This window comes from Lysobacter niastensis (genome assembly GCF_031457115.1).
Lineage (GTDB): Bacteria > Pseudomonadota > Gammaproteobacteria > Xanthomonadales > Xanthomonadaceae > Lysobacter_J > Lysobacter_J niastensis_A.
In genome coordinates this window covers 320,001-337,351 of the sequence record NZ_JAVDVY010000001.1, presented here as the reverse complement: position 1 = coordinate 337,351, position 17,351 = coordinate 320,001, and the positions used below count along the sequence as shown (strand labels likewise).

Sequence of the window (17,351 nt, the reverse complement as noted above, 5' to 3'; positions counted from 1 at the left end):
GAAGTCGTTCGGATCAGCCGGCGGTCGCGACAGCGGCCGCAGCGTCGGTGTTGGTGGCTTCGGTCGGAGCGGCCTCGGCCGGCGCAGGCTCAGCAGGCGCCGCAGCGGGCGTCGCCGGAGCAGCGGCCGGGGCGTTCTTCGCCTTCTCGGCGGCCAGCCATTGCTGGAACTCGGCCTTCGGCACGGCCTTGACCACGATCGGCATGAAGCCGTGGTCCTTGCCGCACAGCTCGGCGCACTGGCCGCGGTAGATGCCCGGCTGTTTAATTTCGGTCCAGGCCTCGTTGACGATGCCCGGGATCGCATCCTGCTTCCAGCCCAGCGCCGGCACCCACCATGCGTGGATCACGTCGTCGGCGGTGATCACGAAGCGGATCTTGGTGTCGGTCGGCAGGACCAGGACGTTGTCGACTTCAAGCAGGTAGTGCGGACGGTTGGCCGTGCGCGCGTCCACGCCGCTCTGGCGGATCTCGTCGCTCTTGCGGTCCAGGCGGCTGGTGAACGAGACGTTCTCGCCCAGGTACTCGTACTTCCACATCCATTGGAAGCCGGTGACCTTGACGGTCATCTTGGACTCGCGGGTGTCGTACATCTTGATCAGCTTGCTGGTGGCCGGGAACGCCATCAGCACCAGCAACACCACCGGCACCACGGTCCAGATCACCTCCAGCTTGGTGCTGTGGGTGAAATCCTTGTCCGGCACCGCGCCCTTGGAGTGGCGGAACTTGAACATGGCCACGGCCATGGCGCCGAACACCAGGATGCCGATGACCACGCAGATCCACAGCGCGAGCATGTGCGCCTCATAGGCATTGACGGACTGGGCGGTGACGCCCCGGCCCATGTTCAACTGCCACGGCTTCGGATCGGCCGCCTGCGCGAACGCAAGAACCGGCAACGCCATTGCGGCGATGCCTGCTGCCCACTGCTTGAAACGACCGACTTTCATCAGTTCGAGCCCCAAAAAATCACTGGATAAACGATTGGATTGCTTTGTCGCGCTCCGCGGGCTGCCTCTCCCGGCACCGGCCGCGCCGATACGCGGGGACCGTCCGGATGGAGGTGGCTGGCGAGCCCCGGCAACGGCAGGGACCCAACACGTCCGGGCAACCTTGCCGTGGGACGCTACGGATAACCGAGAAATGGTAGCGGCGGGGCCGTCCTGCGGCAACCCGCGCGATGCCGCGAGCATGCGGACGAACCTTGCAAAAACGGTCAAAAACCCGCTTGAGGGTCCATGAGGGGCGCCCGGACGACGGCACCCGCACTGAATCCGGCGAAACAGGATGTGCCCGGTCCCGCGCGGACCGCGGACCACCGAAGGCTCTAAACTATCGGGCTCCCCACGGCTGTCCTACGGGCCCGATGACCACCACCGTTTCCCCTGCCGTCGCCGCCGAACTCTCGGCGCGAACGATGCTCAGCCCCGAGCTTCCCCCGCCTCCCGGCGGCCCCCGCGCTGCAATCACCGCCGGCTGGGTCCGCGACGAGGCCGCCCACGTCCGCCACCTGCTCGAGCAGGCCCGCCTGCCCGACGCCGACCGCGTCGCCGCCCAGGCCACGGCCGCCGACCTGGTGCTGCGGGTCCGTGCCCGCGCCAAGGACCAGGGCGCGATCGAGGCCTTCATGCGCCAGTACGATCTGGGCAGCGAGGAAGGCGTGCTGCTGATGTGCGTGGCCGAGGCCCTGCTGCGCATCCCCGACGAGGAGACCGCCGACAAGCTGATCCGCGACAAGCTGGGCGACGCCGACTGGAAGAAGCACATGGGCCAGTCGGACTCACTCCTGGTCAATGCATCGACCTGGGGCCTGATGCTGACCGGCCACCTGGTCGACCTGAACGACGAGACCAAGCGCGACGTGCACGGCGCCTTCAAGCGCCTGCTCGGTCGGGTCGGCGAGCCGGTCATCCGCCTGGCCGTGCGCCAGGCGATGAAGATCATGGGCCACCAGTTCGTCATGGGCCGCACCATCGGCGAGGCGCTGGCGCGTTCTCAGAAGGGCGACAACGCCAACTACCGCTACTCGTTCGACATGCTCGGCGAGGGCGCGCTGACCACCAAGGACGCGCTGCGCTACCTGCAGGCGTACCGCGATGCCATCCACGCGATCGGCAAGAGCGGCGACTACAAGGGCAAGGAGGTCTTCGGCGTGCCGTCGATCTCGGTGAAGCTCTCGGCGCTGCATCCGCGCTACGAGCATGCCAAGCGCGAGCGTGTGTTCGCCGAACTCACCCCGCGCGTGCTGGAACTGGCGCAACTGGCCAGGTCCTACGGCATCGGCTTCACCATCGACGCCGAGGAAGCCGACCGCTTGGAACTGTCGCTCGACGTGATCGCCGCCGCCTACGCCGACAAGTCGCTCGACGGCTGGGAAGGCTACGGACTGGCCATCCAGGCCTACCAGAAGCGCGCACCGGAAGTGATCGACTTCATCGCCGACCTCGCCCGCCGCCACGGCCGCCGCATCCCGGTGCGCCTGGTGAAGGGCGCGTACTGGGACAGCGAGGTCAAGCGCGGGCAGGTCGACGGCCAGGTCGGCTATCCGGTGTTCACGCGCAAGCCCAACACCGACGTCAGCTACCTCGCCAACGCGCGCCGCATGCTCGAGGCATCGGACGCGATCTACCCGATGTTCGCCACCCACAACGCGCAGACGATCGCCACGATCCACCAGCGCGCCAAGGCGATGGGGCGAACGAAGCACTTCGAGTTCCAGAAGCTGCATGGCATGGGCGACGACCTCTACGCCGAAGTCATCCCGGCCAACCGCCTGGACGTGCCGTGCCGCGTGTACGCGCCCGTCGGCAGCCACGAAGACCTGCTGCCGTACCTGGTGCGCCGCCTGCTCGAGAACGGCGCCAACTCCAGCTTCGTCAACCGCATCACCGACGAGGACGTCGCCATCGATGACCTCATCCACGACCCGGTCGCGACCGTGTCGGCCTTCGAATCCATTCCGCATCCGCGCATTCCGCTGCCGGTCGATCTGTACCGCAGCTTCGGCATTGACAGGACCAACTCCATGGGCATCAACCTCGCAAACGACGATCAACTGCGCGCGCTCGCCGAGCAGGTCAACGCCGCCGCCCGCACCGACTGGCGCGCCGCGCCGCTAGTGCCGGGCGCGAACGTGAGCGGTTCGGGCCTCGCCGTCACCAATCCCGCCGATCGGCGCGAAGTCGTCGGCCAGTGGCACCCCGCCGATAGCGCCACGGTCGAACTCGCGCTGAAGAACGCGGTCGCCGCGCAGGACGCCTGGAACGCGACCCCGGCTGCCAGCCGCGCCACGATCCTGGAGCACGCCGCCACGCTGCTCGAGGAGCGCATGCCGCAGTACCTGGCGCTGTGCACCAAGGAGGCGGGCAAGACCCTCGCCGACGGCGTGGCCGAGGTGCGCGAGGCGGTCGACTTCCTGCGCTACTACGGCGCCCAGGCGCGCAAGCTGTTCGCGCCGGAAGCGCTGCCGGGCCCAACCGGCGAGTCCAACACGCTGCAGATGTCCGGCCGCGGCGTATTTGTCTGCATCAGCCCGTGGAACTTCCCGCTGGCGATCTTCGCCGGCCAGATCGCCGCGGCGCTCGCCGCCGGCAATGCCGTGATCGCCAAGCCCGCCGAGCAGACCAACCTGATCGGCTACTACGCCGTGAAGTTGCTGCACGAAGCGGGCATCCCGGAAGCGGTGCTGCAGTTCCTGCCGGGCGACGGCGCCACGGTCGGTGCCGCACTGACGCGCGATGCGCGGATCGCCGGCGTCGCCTTCACCGGCTCGACCGACACCGCGCGCGCCATCAACCGCGCACTGGCCGCACGCGACGCCGCCATCGGCGTGCTGATCGCCGAAACTGGCGGCCAGAACGCGCTGATCGCCGACTCCTCGTCGCTGCCGGAGCAGGTGGTGAAGGACGCGATCGCCTCGGCGTTCACCTCCGCCGGCCAGCGCTGCTCGGCCGCGCGCGTGCTGTTCGTGCAGGACGACATCGCCGACAAGGTGACCTCGATGCTGGCCGGCGCGATGGCCGAGCTGAAGGTCGGCGATCCGGGCCTGCTGTCGACCGACGTCGGCCCGGTGATCGACGAAGACGCGCTGTCGATGCTCAAGGAACACGCCGCGCGCATGGACAAGGAAGCCACCAGGATCGCCGAGGTCACCATGGACGGCGACGCCGCCCACGGCAGCTTCTTCGCACCGCGCGCTTACGCCCTCAAGTCGCTGGACCAGCTGCACAAGGAGATCTTCGGACCGGTGCTGCACGTGATCCGCTGGAAGGCCGACCAGCTCGACGCGGTGATCGACGCGATCAACGCCACCGGTTACGGCCTGACGCTGGGCATCCACTCGCGCATCGATGAGACCGTGGACAAGATCGCCACGCGCATCAAGGTCGGCAACTGCTACGTCAACCGCAACCAGATCGGTGCGGTGGTCGGGGTGCAGCCGTTCGGCGGCCAGAACCTGTCCGGCACCGGCCCCAAGGCCGGCGGCCCGCACTACCTGCCGCGCTTCACCACCGAGAAGACCGTCACCGTCAACACCACGGCAGCCGGCGGTAACGCTTCACTGCTGACGCTCGGCGATTGAGTCCGGCAGCGACGCCGGCCGGCCCGCAAAAAGCCCCGCTTCGGCGGGGCTTTTTGCTGGAAGACATCGCGCGGTGAAATCGCATCGTTCATCATCCCATCGTCATCCCGGCGAAAGCGGGGATCCATGTTGACCTTGCCCTGCTGCCGTCTTCGCCAATCATCAAAGCACAGCAACAGCAAAATGGATTCCAGCTTTCGCTGGAATGACGAGCAAAAACGACGGCGCTGCGCCACAAAAAAGCCCCGCCGAAGCGGGGCTTTTCGTTGCTGCGATGACGCGTTGGATCAGAACTTGTACTGCGCCGAAACGCCGTACAGATCGGCATGACCGTCGAACGGACCCACCAGGTGCGAACCGTTGGCAGTGATGTCCACCTTCGGGCCATCCGGCTCGATGCGGGTGTAGCCGAAGTTGACTTCCAGCGCCTCGGAGGCGTTCCACGTGCCGCCGATCGAGTACCAGGTGCGGTCATCGTCAGGCAGGCGCGGGGTGCGCGTTTCGATGTGGGTCGGGGTTTCGTCGTACGCCACGCCGGCACGCAGGGTGAAGCTGTCGTTGAGTTTGAACTCGCCGCCCAGCGACATGAACTCGGTGTCGCGCCAGTCGAACGGCTCGACCGAATCCGCATCCGGGTTGGCGAAGTTGATGCGCACCTCGCGCAGCGACTCCCAACCGGTCTCGGCCCACGTCGCCATCATCGCGAAGCGATCGGTGAAGTCGTACCGCACGTCGAGGCTGGTGACCGACGGGGTGGTCAGGTTGGCGGTGACGGCGCCGTCCTGGAATAGCGGACGGGTGGTCGGGCTGGCCGCGAACACGGCGGCAACGTTGCCCGGCACGGTCCAGTCGACGTCACCGGACAGCTCGTAGTCGATCTCCGAACGGTAGCTCAGGCCGATGGCCAGCTTGTCGGTCGGGTTGAAGTTCGCACCGACGATAAAGCCGAAGCCGGTGTCGTCACCCTGCACTTCGGCGAAGCCATCGGCGGCCTGCGGACGGGCGAACGGCAGCGGACGGGTGGCCGGGTTGGAGAACAGCGCGGTGCCGAAGTCGACCGCCTTGGACAGGGTCACATCGGCGCGCGAGTAGATCAGGCCGGCGCCGACCGAGAAGCGGTCCGGCACGATGTCGAGAGCCGCGGCCAGGGTCAGGTCGACGATCTCGACCTCGGACTTCTGGGCGAAGTAGCGACCCTGCCAGCCGAGGTCGTACTCGGTCTTCAGGCCGAACGGGGCGCTGATCATGGCGCCGAACGCCAAGCCGTTGTCGAGCTTGTGGATTACCGACAGCGCCGGGACCGCAGAGAGGTCGCCGGCGTCGCCGCCATTGCCACCGGTCAGCGGACGGCCGAGGGCGTCGGTGCCCGTGCCCTGGAATTCGTAGCTGAGGTCGATCGCGGTCACGTCGGCCTGGACCGTCGTGCCGGTGAAGCGTGCCATCGTGGCCGGATTGTTGACGACCACCGAGCTGTCATCGTCGCGGACGCCGGCACCGGCGAATGCGCTGCCCATGGACTTGACGCTGTTTTCCTTGAGCTGGAAGCCCGAGGCCTGAACCTGGCCCAGCGTCAGCGCGCCGGCGATACCGAACGCTAGCGCCGTCAGGCGCGTATAGCGGTGCTGCTGCATGCGTGTACTCTCCGTTGAACTAATAGTTATTGGTCTTGCGCGGCCGTGTGCCCGGCTGCCGGTGTGTCCGGCTTGCCAGCGCCCGCCGGAAAGCCCCTCCCGACGTACGACACCGTATGCACTATAGCGCGGGGGTTAACCCAAAGCTAACAATAGGCGGCCGGTCAAAGCTACCTTCCCTCATGCCGCCCAGCCCCTGCCATCGGTCCCGTTCCGACGTCCCCGGCACCGCGAGGAGGGGCTGAATTTGTTCATCGCGATCCCGTCCCGGGATAAGGCGCCCCTGCGCTGGGCCACGCCGCTGCTGTTCACGGCGCTGTGGGTCTGCTTCATAGGTTCGGCGCTGCTGCCCGATCCGGAGCAGCGCCGGCTGATGATGGACTGGGGCACGTTGTCGGGAGGACTGGGCGAGCCGGCCGACTGGTGGCGCTCGATCCGCGGCGGCACCGCCCTGCGCCTGGTCACCGCCCTGTTCCTGCACGCCGACTGGGCCCACCTGCTAGGCAACCTGGTGTTCCTGCTGATCTTCGGCCTGCCCGCCGAACGGGCGATGGGGCCGTGGCGCTTCCTGGCATTGTTCCTGCTCGGCGGGGCCGCTGCCAACCTGGCCGCGGCGATCATGATCGGCACTCCGGACCGGCTGATCATCGGCGCCAGCGGCGCGGTGTCGGCGTTGATCGGCGCCTACCTGGCGCTGTTTCCGGGCGCAAAGCTGGGCGTGGTGGTGCCGCTGGGGTTGTTCCTGCAGTTTGTGAAGGTACCGGCGGCCCTGCTGATCGGCATCTGGGCAGCACTGCAACTGGTGTTCACCTACATCGGCCCGGCCTTCGGCGCGGTGGCGTGGTCGGCGCACCTGGCGGGCTTCGCGTTTGGTGTCGTGTTCGCGTTGGTCGCGCGCGCCGGCATTGCGCGGCGGATGCGGCGGCGACGCGGGTTCTGACCACACTTGCGGCGCGGCGCCATCGCCCCCATTGCGGGGAGATCCGCACACCACCGCCACCAACCACGCAATGGCCAAGACGCTCTACAAGGTCACCTTCTTCAACGCCGGCAAGGTCTACGAGCTGTATGCCCGCCATGTCGCATCCGGCGCGCTGTGGGGCTTCACCGAAGTCGGTGAACTCGTGTTCGACGTGCACGACGGCGTGGTGATCGACCCCACCGAAGAGCGCCTGCGCGACGAGTTCGGCAACACCCGGGTGCTGCACCTGCCGATGCAGAGCATCGTGCGCATCGAGGAAGTCGAGCGCAAAGGCCAGTCGGCGATCCGCGACGCCGCCACGGGCGAAAAAGTGGTGACGCCGTTCCCGTTGCCTACGAAACCGCGCTGACCTTCGGTTGGTCCAGCGACTGGACCAGCACAGCTTGTGCGGCCCGCCTTCCGCGAATCGTCAGCCGCGACGGAACAGCAACGTGAAGTCATGCTCGAATGGCGGCATCAACACCGCCTGGCGCCAATCCGCGTTCGTGGGAAAGACGGCGATCATGGCCGCCTCAAGCTCGTCAAAGCCGGGTTGTTCTTCACTGACCCGGATGCCTTGGCCGGCACCGAAGATGAACTCCAGGAAGGCTTCGCCGGTGGTGAGCCGATCCACCTTGTAGGCACGTATCTCTGCGACGCTCGGCCAGGCCACATGGTCCTGCCCGACGCAGAAACCGAACGCCGTGACCTTGACCGGCGGCAATGCGGAGCCCCGCAAGAACCGGTTCTTGCACTCCAGGATCGTTCCCATCGTCTGTGGCCGCCGTGCGCCCTTCAGCGCTTGGTTTCGGGCTGCGCCGTGCTGGCCACCGGCGGCTTCTTCAGCTCGGCCAGCGCGGCGGTGATCGGACCGTCACCTTCCAGAACGTCGCCGGCGTTGTCGCCCGGCTGATCCTCGCCGTCGCCGTGCAGGTGCCCGGGAAGGCTGGCCTCCGACAGGCTGCGAATGCGCTCGCCCTCTTCCTTGCCCGGTTGCAGCACGACATCCGGCACGATGCCCAGCGCCTGGATCGACTTGCCGCTGGGCGTGTAATAACGCGCCGTGGTGAGCTTGACCGAGTCGCCATTGTCCAACGGAAGCACGGTCTGCACCGAGCCCTTGCCGAAGGTGCGGCTGCCAACGATGCGTGCGCGGCCGTTGTCGCGCAGCGCGCCGGCGAGCACTTCCGATGCGCTCGCCGAGCCTGCATCGACCAGCACCACGAGTGGTGCGCCTTCGATCCGGTCGCCCGGCGTGGCGCCGAACTCGGCGTCGCTGATGGCGATGCGGCCGCGGGTGCTGACGATCTTGCCGGACTCCAGCAGGTCGTCGGCGATCTGCACGGCGGCGGTCAGCAGACCACCGGGGTTGCTGCGCAGATCGATGACCAGGCCGCGCAGCTTGCCGCCGGCCTGTGCCTTGAGCTTGTCGATCTGGCTCTCGAAGTCGGAAGCCGTGTCGGCCTGGAACGCGCTGATGCGCATATACCCGTAACCCGGTTCGAGCATCCTGCTGCGCACGCTGGCAATGCGGATGGTCTCGCGCTGCACGGTCACGTCGAAAGGCTTGTTGCGGCCTTCGCGCACGATGGTCAGCTTGACCTTGGTGCCCGCCACGCCGCGCAGCGGACCAGAGCTGTCGCCTTCGTCGGCTTTGAAGGGCTTGCCATCGATCGCGGTGATCACGTCGCCGGCCTTGATGCCCGCGCGCGCCGCCGGCGTGTCGTCGATCGGAGCGATGACCCGCAAGCTGCCGTCGGGCTGGCGCAGCAACTCGACGCCGATGCCGTCGTAGGCGCCGCGCGACTGCTCCTCGAAATTCTCGGCATCGCTCTTGTCGAGGTAGACGCTGTGCGGATCGAGGTCGAACAGCAGGCCACGGATCGCCGAATGCATCAGCTTCTGGTCATTGACCGGCTCGACATAGGCCTGCTTGACCGCGTTGTAGACCGAAACGTAGCGACGGATCTCGTCCAGCGGCACCTTGGAGGCATCATCGTCCTCCTTGGCGACGCCTGCCTCTGCCGGTGCGAGCGAAGGTGGAGGCAGTTCCTGCGCAAGCCCCGGCACCGCCGCGAGCGAAGCGACGCCGAACACTAGGGGGACCAGACAACGCTTGGACATGCAGGCACTCCGGCTACCACGGGGTTGAATCGATGGCGCACGGCCATCCGCGATGCGCCATGGACCACGTGACGCCATCGCAGTTCCGATTATGGACACAACGCAAGCGCAGCCGGCACAAGTTTCGTTAAGACGCAGGCCGCATTCAGCGCCGCTAGCGGCGCAGCCATGTCCCGGGATTGACCGGCTGGCCATTGCGGCGCAGCTCGAAATACAGCGCAGGACGGCCGTGACCGCCGGAACTGCCAACCGTCGCCACCGGGTCGCCGCGCTTGACCGTGTCGCCCACGTCCTTCAGCAGCGCGTCGTTGTGCGCATACAGGCTCATGTAGCCGTTGCCGTGATCCACGATCAGCAGCAGGCCATAGCCGGTCATCCATTCGGCGTACACCACCTGGCCGTCGGCCACGGCCTTGACCGGCGCGCCCGCGGGGGCGGTGATCAGCAGGCCTTCGCTGCTGCGACCATCGGGCAGCGTTCCACCATAGCCCGCGACCAGTGCTCCTGACAGCGGCCAACCCAGGCCGCCGACCTGCGGCGCGGACGCTACCGCGACAGGGGGCGGGGTCCGCCTGACCGACGCCGGCTTGCCGGCATTGGCCTGCTCACGCGCGGCGCGGGCCGCCGCGGCCTTTCGCTGCGCCTCGGCGCGTGCCGCGGTATCGCGCAGGCGCTTGAGCACCTGCTGCAATCCCTGCGCGTCGCGGCCGAGTTCGCGCTCACGGCTGCTGCGATCCTGATAGCGCTGGTCGAGCTTGGACACCAGGCCTGCACGCGCCTTGCGATCGCTTTCGAGCTTGGCAAGCTGCTGGCGCTGCTGCGCCCGCGTGCTTTCCAGTTGCTCGTGGCGGGAGGCGATCTCGCGCTCGATGGCATCGAGCTGTTCCAGCTCGGCCGTCAGCGCGGCTATTCGCTGCACCCGGTCTGTCTGCAGATAGCGATGGTAGGTGAGCAATCGGCCGCCCTGCGCGACCTGGTCCTGCGCCAGGAACGTCTTGAGCGGAGCATCCTCGCCCTGCTGGTAGGCCGCGCGCAGCAGGCGCGCCAGTTCGTCGCGCTGTGTGCCCAATCGCGCCTGCATGTCGTTGCGCCGCTGCTGCAACTGCGCGAGCGTGGCCTGCTCGCTGGCGATGCGCTGCTCGATGGAGCGCAGGTTGCGGCTGGAACGGCCGACCTGCTCGTCGGCTTCACGCAGCTGGCGCGTAGCCTGGCCACGCTCCCCTTCGATCCGACGACGCTCGGCGGCGACTTCCTTGAGCTCGCTCTGCACCTTCTCGAGCCGACGCTCGGCCTCGCGACTGTTCTGCGCGGCAGCCGGAATGGCCGCCCACGCCAGCGCCAGCGCCAGCGCGAGTGCTGCGGCGAACGGTGCGCGAAGGCCCGGCATCAGCCGACGCGGGACGCTTCGAGCAGGCTCGACCCGCTCATCTCGGCCGGTTGCGGCAGGCCGAGCAGGTCGAGGATGGTCGGAGCGACGTCGCGCAGCGCGCCGCCGCTGCGCAGCGTCGCCGCACGCGGACCGAGATAGACGAACGGCACCGGACCGACGGTGTGCGCGGTATGTGGCTGGCCGGTGTCGGGGTCGCGCATCATCTCCAGATTGCCATGATCGGCGGTGATCAGCAGCGCGCCGCCGGTGTCGCGCACGGCCTGCGCCACCGCGCCGATTGCGATGTCGACCGCCTCGGCGGCCTGCACAGCCGCAGCGATGTTGCCGGTGTGGCCGACCATGTCGGGATTGGCGATGTTGCAGATGGCGACATCGATCTCGCCGGAGCGGATCGCCGCGGTGAGCTTCTGCGTCACCTCGGGGCAGCTCATCTCCGGCTGCAGGTCGTAGGTGGCGACCCTGGGACTCGGCACCAGGATGCGGGTTTCGCCCGCATACGGATCTTCGCGACCGCCACTGAAGAAGAAGGTGACGTGCGCGTACTTCTCGGTCTCGGCAATGCGCAGTTGCTTGAGGCCGCTTTCAGCCAGGATCTCGCCAAGCGTATTGCGCAGGTCGTCAGGCGCGAACGCCACCGGCGCCGGCAGCCTGGCGTCGTACTCGGTCAGGCAGACGAAGCGCGACAGCGCCGGACGTCGCACTCCGCCCTCGTCGGGGTGTCCGAAGCCGGTGAATTCCGGCGAAACGAACGCGCCCGTCAACTGGCGGGCGCGGTCGGCGCGGAAGTTCATGAACACCATGGCGTCGCCGTCGCGCATCGGCGTGCTGCCGGCGATGACGGTCGGCGCGACGAATTCGTCGGTCTCGCCACGCGCATAGGCCTCGTGCAACGCGCTCAGGGCATCGGCGGCGATGTGCGGGCTCTTGGCTTCGACGATGGCATCCCAGGCGCGGCGCACGCGATCCCAGCGTTGGTCGCGGTCCATTGCGTAGTAGCGGCCGCTGACGCTGGCGATGTGCGCGTTGCCGGCCTGGTCGCAGGCCTGCTGCAGGCGCACCAGGCTCGGTTCGGCCGACTTCGGCGGCATGTCGCGGCCATCGAGGAAGGCATGCACCGCGACACTGGCCACGCCTTCGCGGCGGGCCAAGTCGATCATCGCGAAGATGTGGTTCTCGTGGCTGTGCACACCGCCAGGCGACATCAGGCCCATCAGATGCAGCGTCGCGTTGCCGGCCTTCGCCGCGGCACAGGCGGCGCGCAACTCGGGATTGGCGAAGAAGCTGGCGTCCTCGATCGCCGCGTCGATGCGGGTCAGGTCCTGGTAGACGATCCGGCCGGCACCGAGGTTCATGTGACCGACCTCGGAATTGCCCATCTGCCCATCCGGCAGGCCGACGTGGCGGCCTTCGGTATGGATCAGCGTATGCGGAGCGCTCCCCAGCAAGGCGTGCCAGTTCGGCAGGCGAGCCTGGGCCAGGGCGTTGTCGGTCGGGTCGTCGCGGTGGCCCCAGCCGTCGAGGATCAGCAGGACAACGGGCTTGGGGCGCACGGAGGGGGCTGGCACGTCGGGGGCTTCCAGTGGCGGTGGGTCGGGGCGGCTTTGCCGGATCGAATTTGCTAAATCGCGCTTGCTGAATCGTGACTTCGGGCAGGGGCCCGGACCGGCAATGGCTGCGATTGTAGCGAAGCGGCCTAAACCGATGCCGCCTTCGTTGCATCCATAGGTTCAAAGCCCCAACAACACATCCGCTTTACACGCCCGCCAAAAAACTGGCCCGTCCCAACCGGAACCCCAAACGATGCGCATCCGCTCCGTACTCGCCCTCTCGCTCGCCCTGGCCCTGGCCGCACCGACCGCCTTCGCCGCGCAGGACATCGACAAGGTCAATGGCAGCATCACCGTCGAGGCCGGCCAGACGGTCGGCGAACTCGACACCGTCAATGGCAGCATCCGCATCGGATCGGGCGCGCGCGCCGGCGATGCCGAGACCGTCAATGGCAGCATCACCGTCGCCGAGGACGTCCAGGCCGGCGGCCTGTCCACGGTCAACGGCAGCATCAAGGTCGGCACCAACGGCCGCTTCAGCAAGGGCGTGGAGACCGTCAACGGCGGCATCTATGTCGATCGCGGCGGCGTCATTGGCGGCGACGTCGAGACCGTGAACGGCGCCATCGGCCTGGTTGGCACGCAGGTCACCGGCGGCCTCGAGACGGTCAATGGCGACGTCACCGTCGGCGCCGACTCACACGTGAAGGGCGGCCTCCGCTACGCCAAGCCCAACAGGCAGTTGTTCTCGATGAACAACCGGGACCCGCGCGTGGTGATCGGACCCAACGCCGTGGTCGAAGGTCCGCTGGTGTTCGAGCGCAAGGTCACGCTCTACGTGCACAGCAGCGCCAAGACCGGCCCGATCACCGGCGCCACCGCCGTGCCCTATTCCGGCGCCCTGCCTCCGGCCGAATAAGGCACAGCGCAAGACGTACCCCGGCACGATCCGGCGTGCGGGACGGACATAGAATGGCCCTTCGCCGGATCCGGCAAGCATCCGAACGGAGGGCCCATGACTCGTTCCACCCGTCTCACCGCCGCCTCGCTGGCTGGCCTGATCGTACTCACCGCTTGCGACCGGTCGTCCACACCGACGCCCGAACAAGCGGCCGCGACCGCGGCCACCGCCGGCGCCACCGCCCACACCTTCAATGCCGCGATCAACGCCGCCGACTTCGGCGAGATGGTCAAGCAGCTCGCATCCGACGAATTCGAAGGCCGCGGCCCGGGCAGCCCGGGCGAAGAGAAGAGCGTCGAATACATCAAGGCGCAGTTCGAGCGCCTTGGCCTGAAGCCCGGCAACAACGGCAGCTACTTCCAGACGGTGCCGATGGTGCAGACCACGGCCGACGAGACCACGGTGCTCAAGCTGGACGTCAAGGGCCAGCCGCGCGAGCTGAAGTTCGGCAGCGACATGGTCATCGGCACACGCACCGGCAAGCCGGAGGTGAAGATCGACGCCAGCGATCTGGTATTCGTCGGCTACGGCGTCAACGCGCCGGAACAGAAGTGGAACGACTACGCCGGCGTCGACGTGAAGGGCAAGACGGTGATGATGTTCGTCAACGATCCGGGCTTCCACAGCCAGGACGAGAAGCTCTTCGAAGGCAAGCGGATGACCTATTACGGCCGCTGGACCTACAAGTTCGAAGAGGCCGCGCGCCAGGGCGCCGCCGCCGCGCTGATCATCCACGACAACGAAGGCGCGTCCTATGGCTGGGACGTGGTCAAGAATTCCTGGTCGGGCGCGCAGTTCGACCTGCCTGCCAAGGACGATCCGGATCCGCGCCTGCCGGTGCAGGGCTGGATCAGCGGCGACACCGCGCGCCGCCTGATGAGCGACCTGGGCCAGGACCTGGACAAGCTCTATCAGGCCGCCAACAAGCCCGGCTTCAAGGCCATTCCCCTGCAGGCGAAGCTGTCCGTCGACCTGAAGAGCCAGATCAGCGAGAAGTCGTCACGCAACGTGGTCGCGCTGCTGCCGGGCGCCAAACGGCCGGACGAAGCGATCGTCTACATGGCGCATTGGGACCACCTGGGCAACCACGCGCATGAAGCCGACGAGCACGGCGCGAGCAGCGCCTCGGCCGCCGACGACGTCATCTACAACGGCGCCATCGACAACGCGACCGGCGTCGCCGGCATCCTCGAGATCGCCGAAGCTTTCAGCAAGCAGACGCCGCCGCCGGACCGCTCGCTGCTGTTCCTGGCGGTGACGCTGGAAGAATCGGGCCTGCTGGGTTCCAAGTACTACGTCGCGCATCCGGCCGTGCCTTTGGACAAGACCGTGGCGGTGATCAATCTCGACGCCATGCCGGTGATCGGCAAGGCGCGTGACATGACCGTGGTCGGCTACGGCAGCTCGCAACTGGAGGACATCCTCAAGCGCGTCGCCGACGGCCAGGGCCGCGTGCTGCATCCGGAAGCGACGCCGCAGGACGGGTTCTACTTCCGCTCCGACCACTTCAACTTCGCCAAGGCCGGTGTTCCCGCGCTCTATGCCAAGGGCGGCGACGACCTGATCGAAGGGGGCACGGCCGCGGGTCGGCTCGCGCAGGTCGACTATCGCGACAACCGCTATCACAAGCCTGCCGACGAGTACGACGCCGGCTGGAAGATGGATGGCGTGGTGCAGGACCTGGAGGCGTTGTATTCCGTGGGTCGCGACCTCGCCGGTAGTGAGAAATGGCCGACCTGGTACGAAGGCAACGCGTTCCGCTCGGCCCAGCAACGTCTGCGTCCGACGGACCAGTGAGCTGGCGCCATGCGGCCATGACAACGGCGCCTGAGGGCGCCGTTGTCGTTTTCGGCTAGGCTGTGCGCCATACCAGAACGGACTCCACGATGCTCGCCATTGCCTATGGATGTGTGCTGATCGCCGCGGTGCTCCCCTATCTCTGGGTCGCCATCGCCAAGTCGAGCGGCGAGCGCTATAACAACCGCAATCCGCGGGCGTGGCAGGCGCGCCAGGAAGTACCGCGCTCGAACCTGGCCAATGCCGCGCATCTCAATGCCTTCGAGGCCTTCGCTCCTTTCGCCGCGGGCGTAATCCTGGCCCAGCTCGCGCAGGTTCCGGCCGATCGGATCGCGGCCCTGTCGGTCGCGTTCATCGTGTTCCGTGTCCTGCACGGCCTTATGTATGTCGGCAACCGCCATGCGCTGCGAAGCTTGGTCTGGGTGGGCGGCCTCGCCTGCGTGGTCGCGTTGATGATCATGGCCATGCTGCGGGCAGGCATGCCTGCGTCCTGATAGAAAGGGTTGACGTTGACCGCTTCTACGCCCCGCGATCTGGCCGATACCCGGCTCACACTGACGCACGCGCTGCAGCGTGTTGGCTTCGCTTTTGTCGAAGGCAGCTGCATGCGTCCTTTGCTCGAGCAAGTACGCGCGCTGGATGATTGGCAGGCGTTTGTCGCCAGTTGGGATCGCCTCGAACCGGACGCGTATCTGGCCAGCGTTGGCCGATACCGGCGCCGGCGCCACGCGGTGTTTTCGGCGGAGCGAACCGGCCTGGTACGGCGCGAGGCGCACCAGCCGCACTACCAGAGCCTCAAGTACAACCCGCTGCAGGGAGATATCGAGCGCTGGTTCGAGCCCATGGCCGAGTCCGTCAGTGACGGTGCAACGCTGTCGTCGATACTCGCGTTCACCCGAGACTTCTTTGGAAACCTGTCGCCGGATACCGGCGCGTGGCATATCGAAGTCCACCAGTTCCGCATCGAGGCTTTACCCGGGGAGCCAGGACAGCCGACTCCCGAAGGCGTTCACCGCGACGGCGTCGATTACGTACTGGTGCTGCTGGTCGATCGCACCAATATCGTCAGCGGCACGACCACCATCCATGATGCCGAGGGACGACAACTCGGCAGCTTCACGCTGACCGCGCCACTGGACGCGGCGCTCGTCGACGATGCGCGCGTGTTCCACGGCGTCACCGCCGTGACGCCGGAAGATCCGTCGTTGTCCGCGCATCGTGATGTGCTCGTGGTGACGCTGCGCTCAAAGGCGAGAACGTCCTGACGGAGGCGTTGTTCGAAATCGCCTGTGGTTTGCAGGTGAGCGGCGTTAATCCCTCCGAGGGCGGCTAGCCGCGCCGCATCCTGTCCGACCATGCCTTGCCAGGGCACGCCGGTTTTCCGGTCTGATTAACGAAGTTGGTCGCGGGTTGTCCCGGAGATATTCCGAGATTAGCCCAGCTCGCCGGCGGAGATTATCCGCCCGCACAAAGACAAAACCCCAGCTCGCGAGAGCTGGGGTTTTGGGGATAAAGCCCCTGGCGATGACCTACTCTTGCATGGCTTAAGCCACACTACCATCGGCGCGTGTGCGTTTCACTTCCGAGTTCGGGATGGGATCGGGTGGTTCCACACAGCTATTATCACCAGGGAGAGGGTGGAGGGTCGCGGATCTCGGTGGACTGAGTCGCGCACACGCTCTCGTTGGGTGCTTCGGACGGATGCCCGTCGTCGGCGAATGGGTTGGGACTGTAGCGAAACTTTTGGTCTGAACGTCGACGCGTCGTCGAGTCCAAGGCCACTTGAGGTTATATGGTCAAGCCACACGGATCATTAGTACAGGTTAGCTCAATGCATTGCTGCACTTACACACCCTGCCTATCAACCACCTGGTCTTGATGGTTCCTTTAGGGGAGTCAAGCTCCCGGGAGATCTCATCTTGAGGCGCGCTTCCCGCTTAGATGCTTTCAGCGGTTATCGCTTCCGAACATAGCTACCCGGCAATACCACTGGCGTGATAACCGGAACACCAGAGGTTCGTCCACTCCGGTCCTCTCGTACTAGGAGCAGCCCCTCTCAAATCTCCAACGCCCACGACAGATAGGGACCGAACTGTCTCACGACGTTCTGAACCCAGCTCGCGTACCACTTTAAATGGCGAACAGCCATACCCTTGGGACCGACTACAGCCCCAGGATGTGATGAGCCGACATCGAGGTGCCAAACACCGCCGTCGATATGAACTCTTGGGCGGTATCAGCCTGTTATCCCCGGAGTACCTTTTATCCGTTGAGCGATGGCCCTTCCATACAGAACCACCGGATCACTAAGTCCTAGTTTCCTACCTGCTTGATCCGTCGATCTTGCAGTCAAGCACGC

The 17,351-nt window shown here is 66.6% G+C and carries 12 protein-coding genes, 2 rRNA genes and 1 pseudogene (1 of these 15 only partly in view); 7 read left to right on the top strand and 8 right to left on the bottom strand.

Annotated features, from left to right (window positions below):
* Positions 1-13: 13 nt before the first annotated feature.
* Positions 14-904 carry a cytochrome c oxidase subunit II gene (gene coxB / locus J2X06_RS01615; RefSeq protein WP_310061149.1) on the bottom strand — a complete coding sequence of 297 codons (891 nt, stop codon included), beginning with the start codon at positions 902-904 and terminating at the stop codon, positions 14-16.
* 461 nt (positions 905-1,365) lie between these two features.
* Here coxB and putA point away from each other — a divergent pair, with 461 nt between their 5' ends.
* Positions 1,366-4,581: a bifunctional proline dehydrogenase/L-glutamate gamma-semialdehyde dehydrogenase PutA gene (putA, locus tag J2X06_RS01610; protein WP_310057378.1), complete on the top strand. Its 3,216-nt coding sequence runs from the start codon at positions 1,366-1,368 to the stop codon at positions 4,579-4,581.
* Between the two features lie 287 nt (positions 4,582-4,868).
* Here putA and J2X06_RS01605 read toward each other — a convergent pair whose 3' ends face one another.
* Positions 4,869-6,212 (bottom strand): OmpP1/FadL family transporter, encoded by a 1,344-nt coding sequence (locus J2X06_RS01605; RefSeq protein ID WP_310057376.1) that lies wholly within the window; start codon positions 6,210-6,212, stop codon positions 4,869-4,871.
* A gap of 247 nt (positions 6,213-6,459) precedes the next feature.
* Here J2X06_RS01605 and J2X06_RS01600 point away from each other — a divergent pair, with 247 nt between their 5' ends.
* Positions 6,460-7,152: a rhomboid family intramembrane serine protease gene (locus J2X06_RS01600; protein ID WP_310057373.1), complete on the top strand. Its 693-nt coding sequence runs from the start codon at positions 6,460-6,462 to the stop codon at positions 7,150-7,152.
* 70 nt (positions 7,153-7,222) lie between these two features.
* Positions 7,223-7,543, top strand: a complete 321-nt coding sequence (locus tag J2X06_RS01595) for a DUF1820 family protein (protein WP_310057371.1) — start codon at positions 7,223-7,225, stop codon at positions 7,541-7,543.
* Between the two features lie 60 nt (positions 7,544-7,603).
* Here J2X06_RS01595 and J2X06_RS01590 read toward each other — a convergent pair whose 3' ends face one another.
* From J2X06_RS01590 to gpmI, 4 genes and pseudogenes are all read right to left on the bottom strand, one after another.
* Positions 7,604-7,945: a hypothetical protein gene (locus tag J2X06_RS01590; protein ID WP_310057370.1), complete on the bottom strand. Its 342-nt coding sequence runs from the start codon at positions 7,943-7,945 to the stop codon at positions 7,604-7,606.
* A 29-nt stretch (positions 7,946-7,974) separates the two neighbouring features.
* Positions 7,975-9,297, bottom strand: a pseudogene (locus tag J2X06_RS01585) (S41 family peptidase); the annotation flags it as partial.
* Between the two features lie 154 nt (positions 9,298-9,451).
* Complete coding sequence (locus J2X06_RS01580) at positions 9,452-10,684, bottom strand: murein hydrolase activator EnvC family protein (RefSeq protein WP_310057367.1); 1,233 nt, start codon at positions 10,682-10,684, stop codon at positions 9,452-9,454.
* Positions 10,684-12,252: a 2,3-bisphosphoglycerate-independent phosphoglycerate mutase gene (gene gpmI, locus J2X06_RS01575; protein ID WP_310057364.1), complete on the bottom strand. Its 1,569-nt coding sequence runs from the start codon at positions 12,250-12,252 to the stop codon at positions 10,684-10,686. The genes J2X06_RS01580 and gpmI overlap by 1 nt, the downstream gene beginning before the upstream one ends.
* Positions 12,253-12,487: 235 nt before the next feature.
* Between gpmI and J2X06_RS01570 the strand changes: the two genes are divergently transcribed.
* From J2X06_RS01570 to J2X06_RS01555, 4 genes are all read left to right on the top strand, one after another.
* Positions 12,488-13,153: a hypothetical protein gene (locus J2X06_RS01570; RefSeq protein WP_310057361.1), complete on the top strand. Its 666-nt coding sequence runs from the start codon at positions 12,488-12,490 to the stop codon at positions 13,151-13,153.
* A gap of 96 nt (positions 13,154-13,249) precedes the next feature.
* Positions 13,250-14,992, top strand: a complete 1,743-nt coding sequence (locus tag J2X06_RS01565) for a M28 family metallopeptidase (protein WP_310057358.1) — start codon at positions 13,250-13,252, stop codon at positions 14,990-14,992.
* A gap of 89 nt (positions 14,993-15,081) precedes the next feature.
* Complete coding sequence (locus J2X06_RS01560) at positions 15,082-15,486, top strand: MAPEG family protein (RefSeq protein ID WP_310057355.1); 405 nt, start codon at positions 15,082-15,084, stop codon at positions 15,484-15,486.
* Positions 15,487-15,597: 111 nt separating this feature from the next.
* Entirely contained in the window at positions 15,598-16,257 is a 660-nt protein-coding gene (locus tag J2X06_RS01555) for a 2OG-Fe dioxygenase family protein (protein ID WP_310057352.1), read from the top strand.
* A gap of 251 nt (positions 16,258-16,508) precedes the next feature.
* Here the strand turns inward: J2X06_RS01555 and rrf are convergent.
* Together rrf and J2X06_RS01545 are read right to left on the bottom strand one after the other, a co-directional pair.
* Positions 16,509-16,623 (bottom strand): 5S ribosomal RNA (gene rrf / locus J2X06_RS01550).
* Positions 16,624-16,784: 161 nt separating this feature from the next.
* Positions 16,785-17,351, bottom strand: a 23S ribosomal RNA gene (locus J2X06_RS01545) (it continues 2,313 nt past the right edge of the window).

Excerpts from the sequence above, each read along its gene's own strand:
- J2X06_RS01595 (WP_310057371.1), top strand. The coding sequence starts at position 7,223 with ATGGCCAAGACGCTCTACAAGGTCACCTTCTTCAACGCCGGCAAGGTC.
- J2X06_RS01565 (WP_310057358.1), top strand. The coding sequence starts at position 13,250 with ATGACTCGTTCCACCCGTCTCACCGCCGCCTCGCTGGCTGGCCTGATC.
- J2X06_RS01560 (WP_310057355.1), top strand. The coding sequence starts at position 15,082 with ATGCTCGCCATTGCCTATGGATGTGTGCTGATCGCCGCGGTGCTCCCC.
- putA (WP_310057378.1), top strand. The coding sequence starts at position 1,366 with ATGACCACCACCGTTTCCCCTGCCGTCGCCGCCGAACTCTCGGCGCGA.
- coxB (WP_310061149.1), bottom strand. The coding sequence starts at position 904 with ATGGCGTTGCCGGTTCTTGCGTTCGCGCAGGCGGCCGATCCGAAGCCG.
- J2X06_RS01605 (WP_310057376.1), bottom strand. The coding sequence starts at position 6,212 with ATGCAGCAGCACCGCTATACGCGCCTGACGGCGCTAGCGTTCGGTATC.
- J2X06_RS01580 (WP_310057367.1), bottom strand. The coding sequence starts at position 10,684 with ATGCCGGGCCTTCGCGCACCGTTCGCCGCAGCACTCGCGCTGGCGCTG.
- J2X06_RS01590 (WP_310057370.1), bottom strand. The coding sequence starts at position 7,945 with ATGGGAACGATCCTGGAGTGCAAGAACCGGTTCTTGCGGGGCTCCGCA.
- J2X06_RS01555 (WP_310057352.1), top strand. The coding sequence starts at position 15,598 with ATGCGTCCTTTGCTCGAGCAAGTACGCGCGCTGGATGATTGGCAGGCG.
- J2X06_RS01570 (WP_310057361.1), top strand. The coding sequence starts at position 12,488 with ATGCGCATCCGCTCCGTACTCGCCCTCTCGCTCGCCCTGGCCCTGGCC.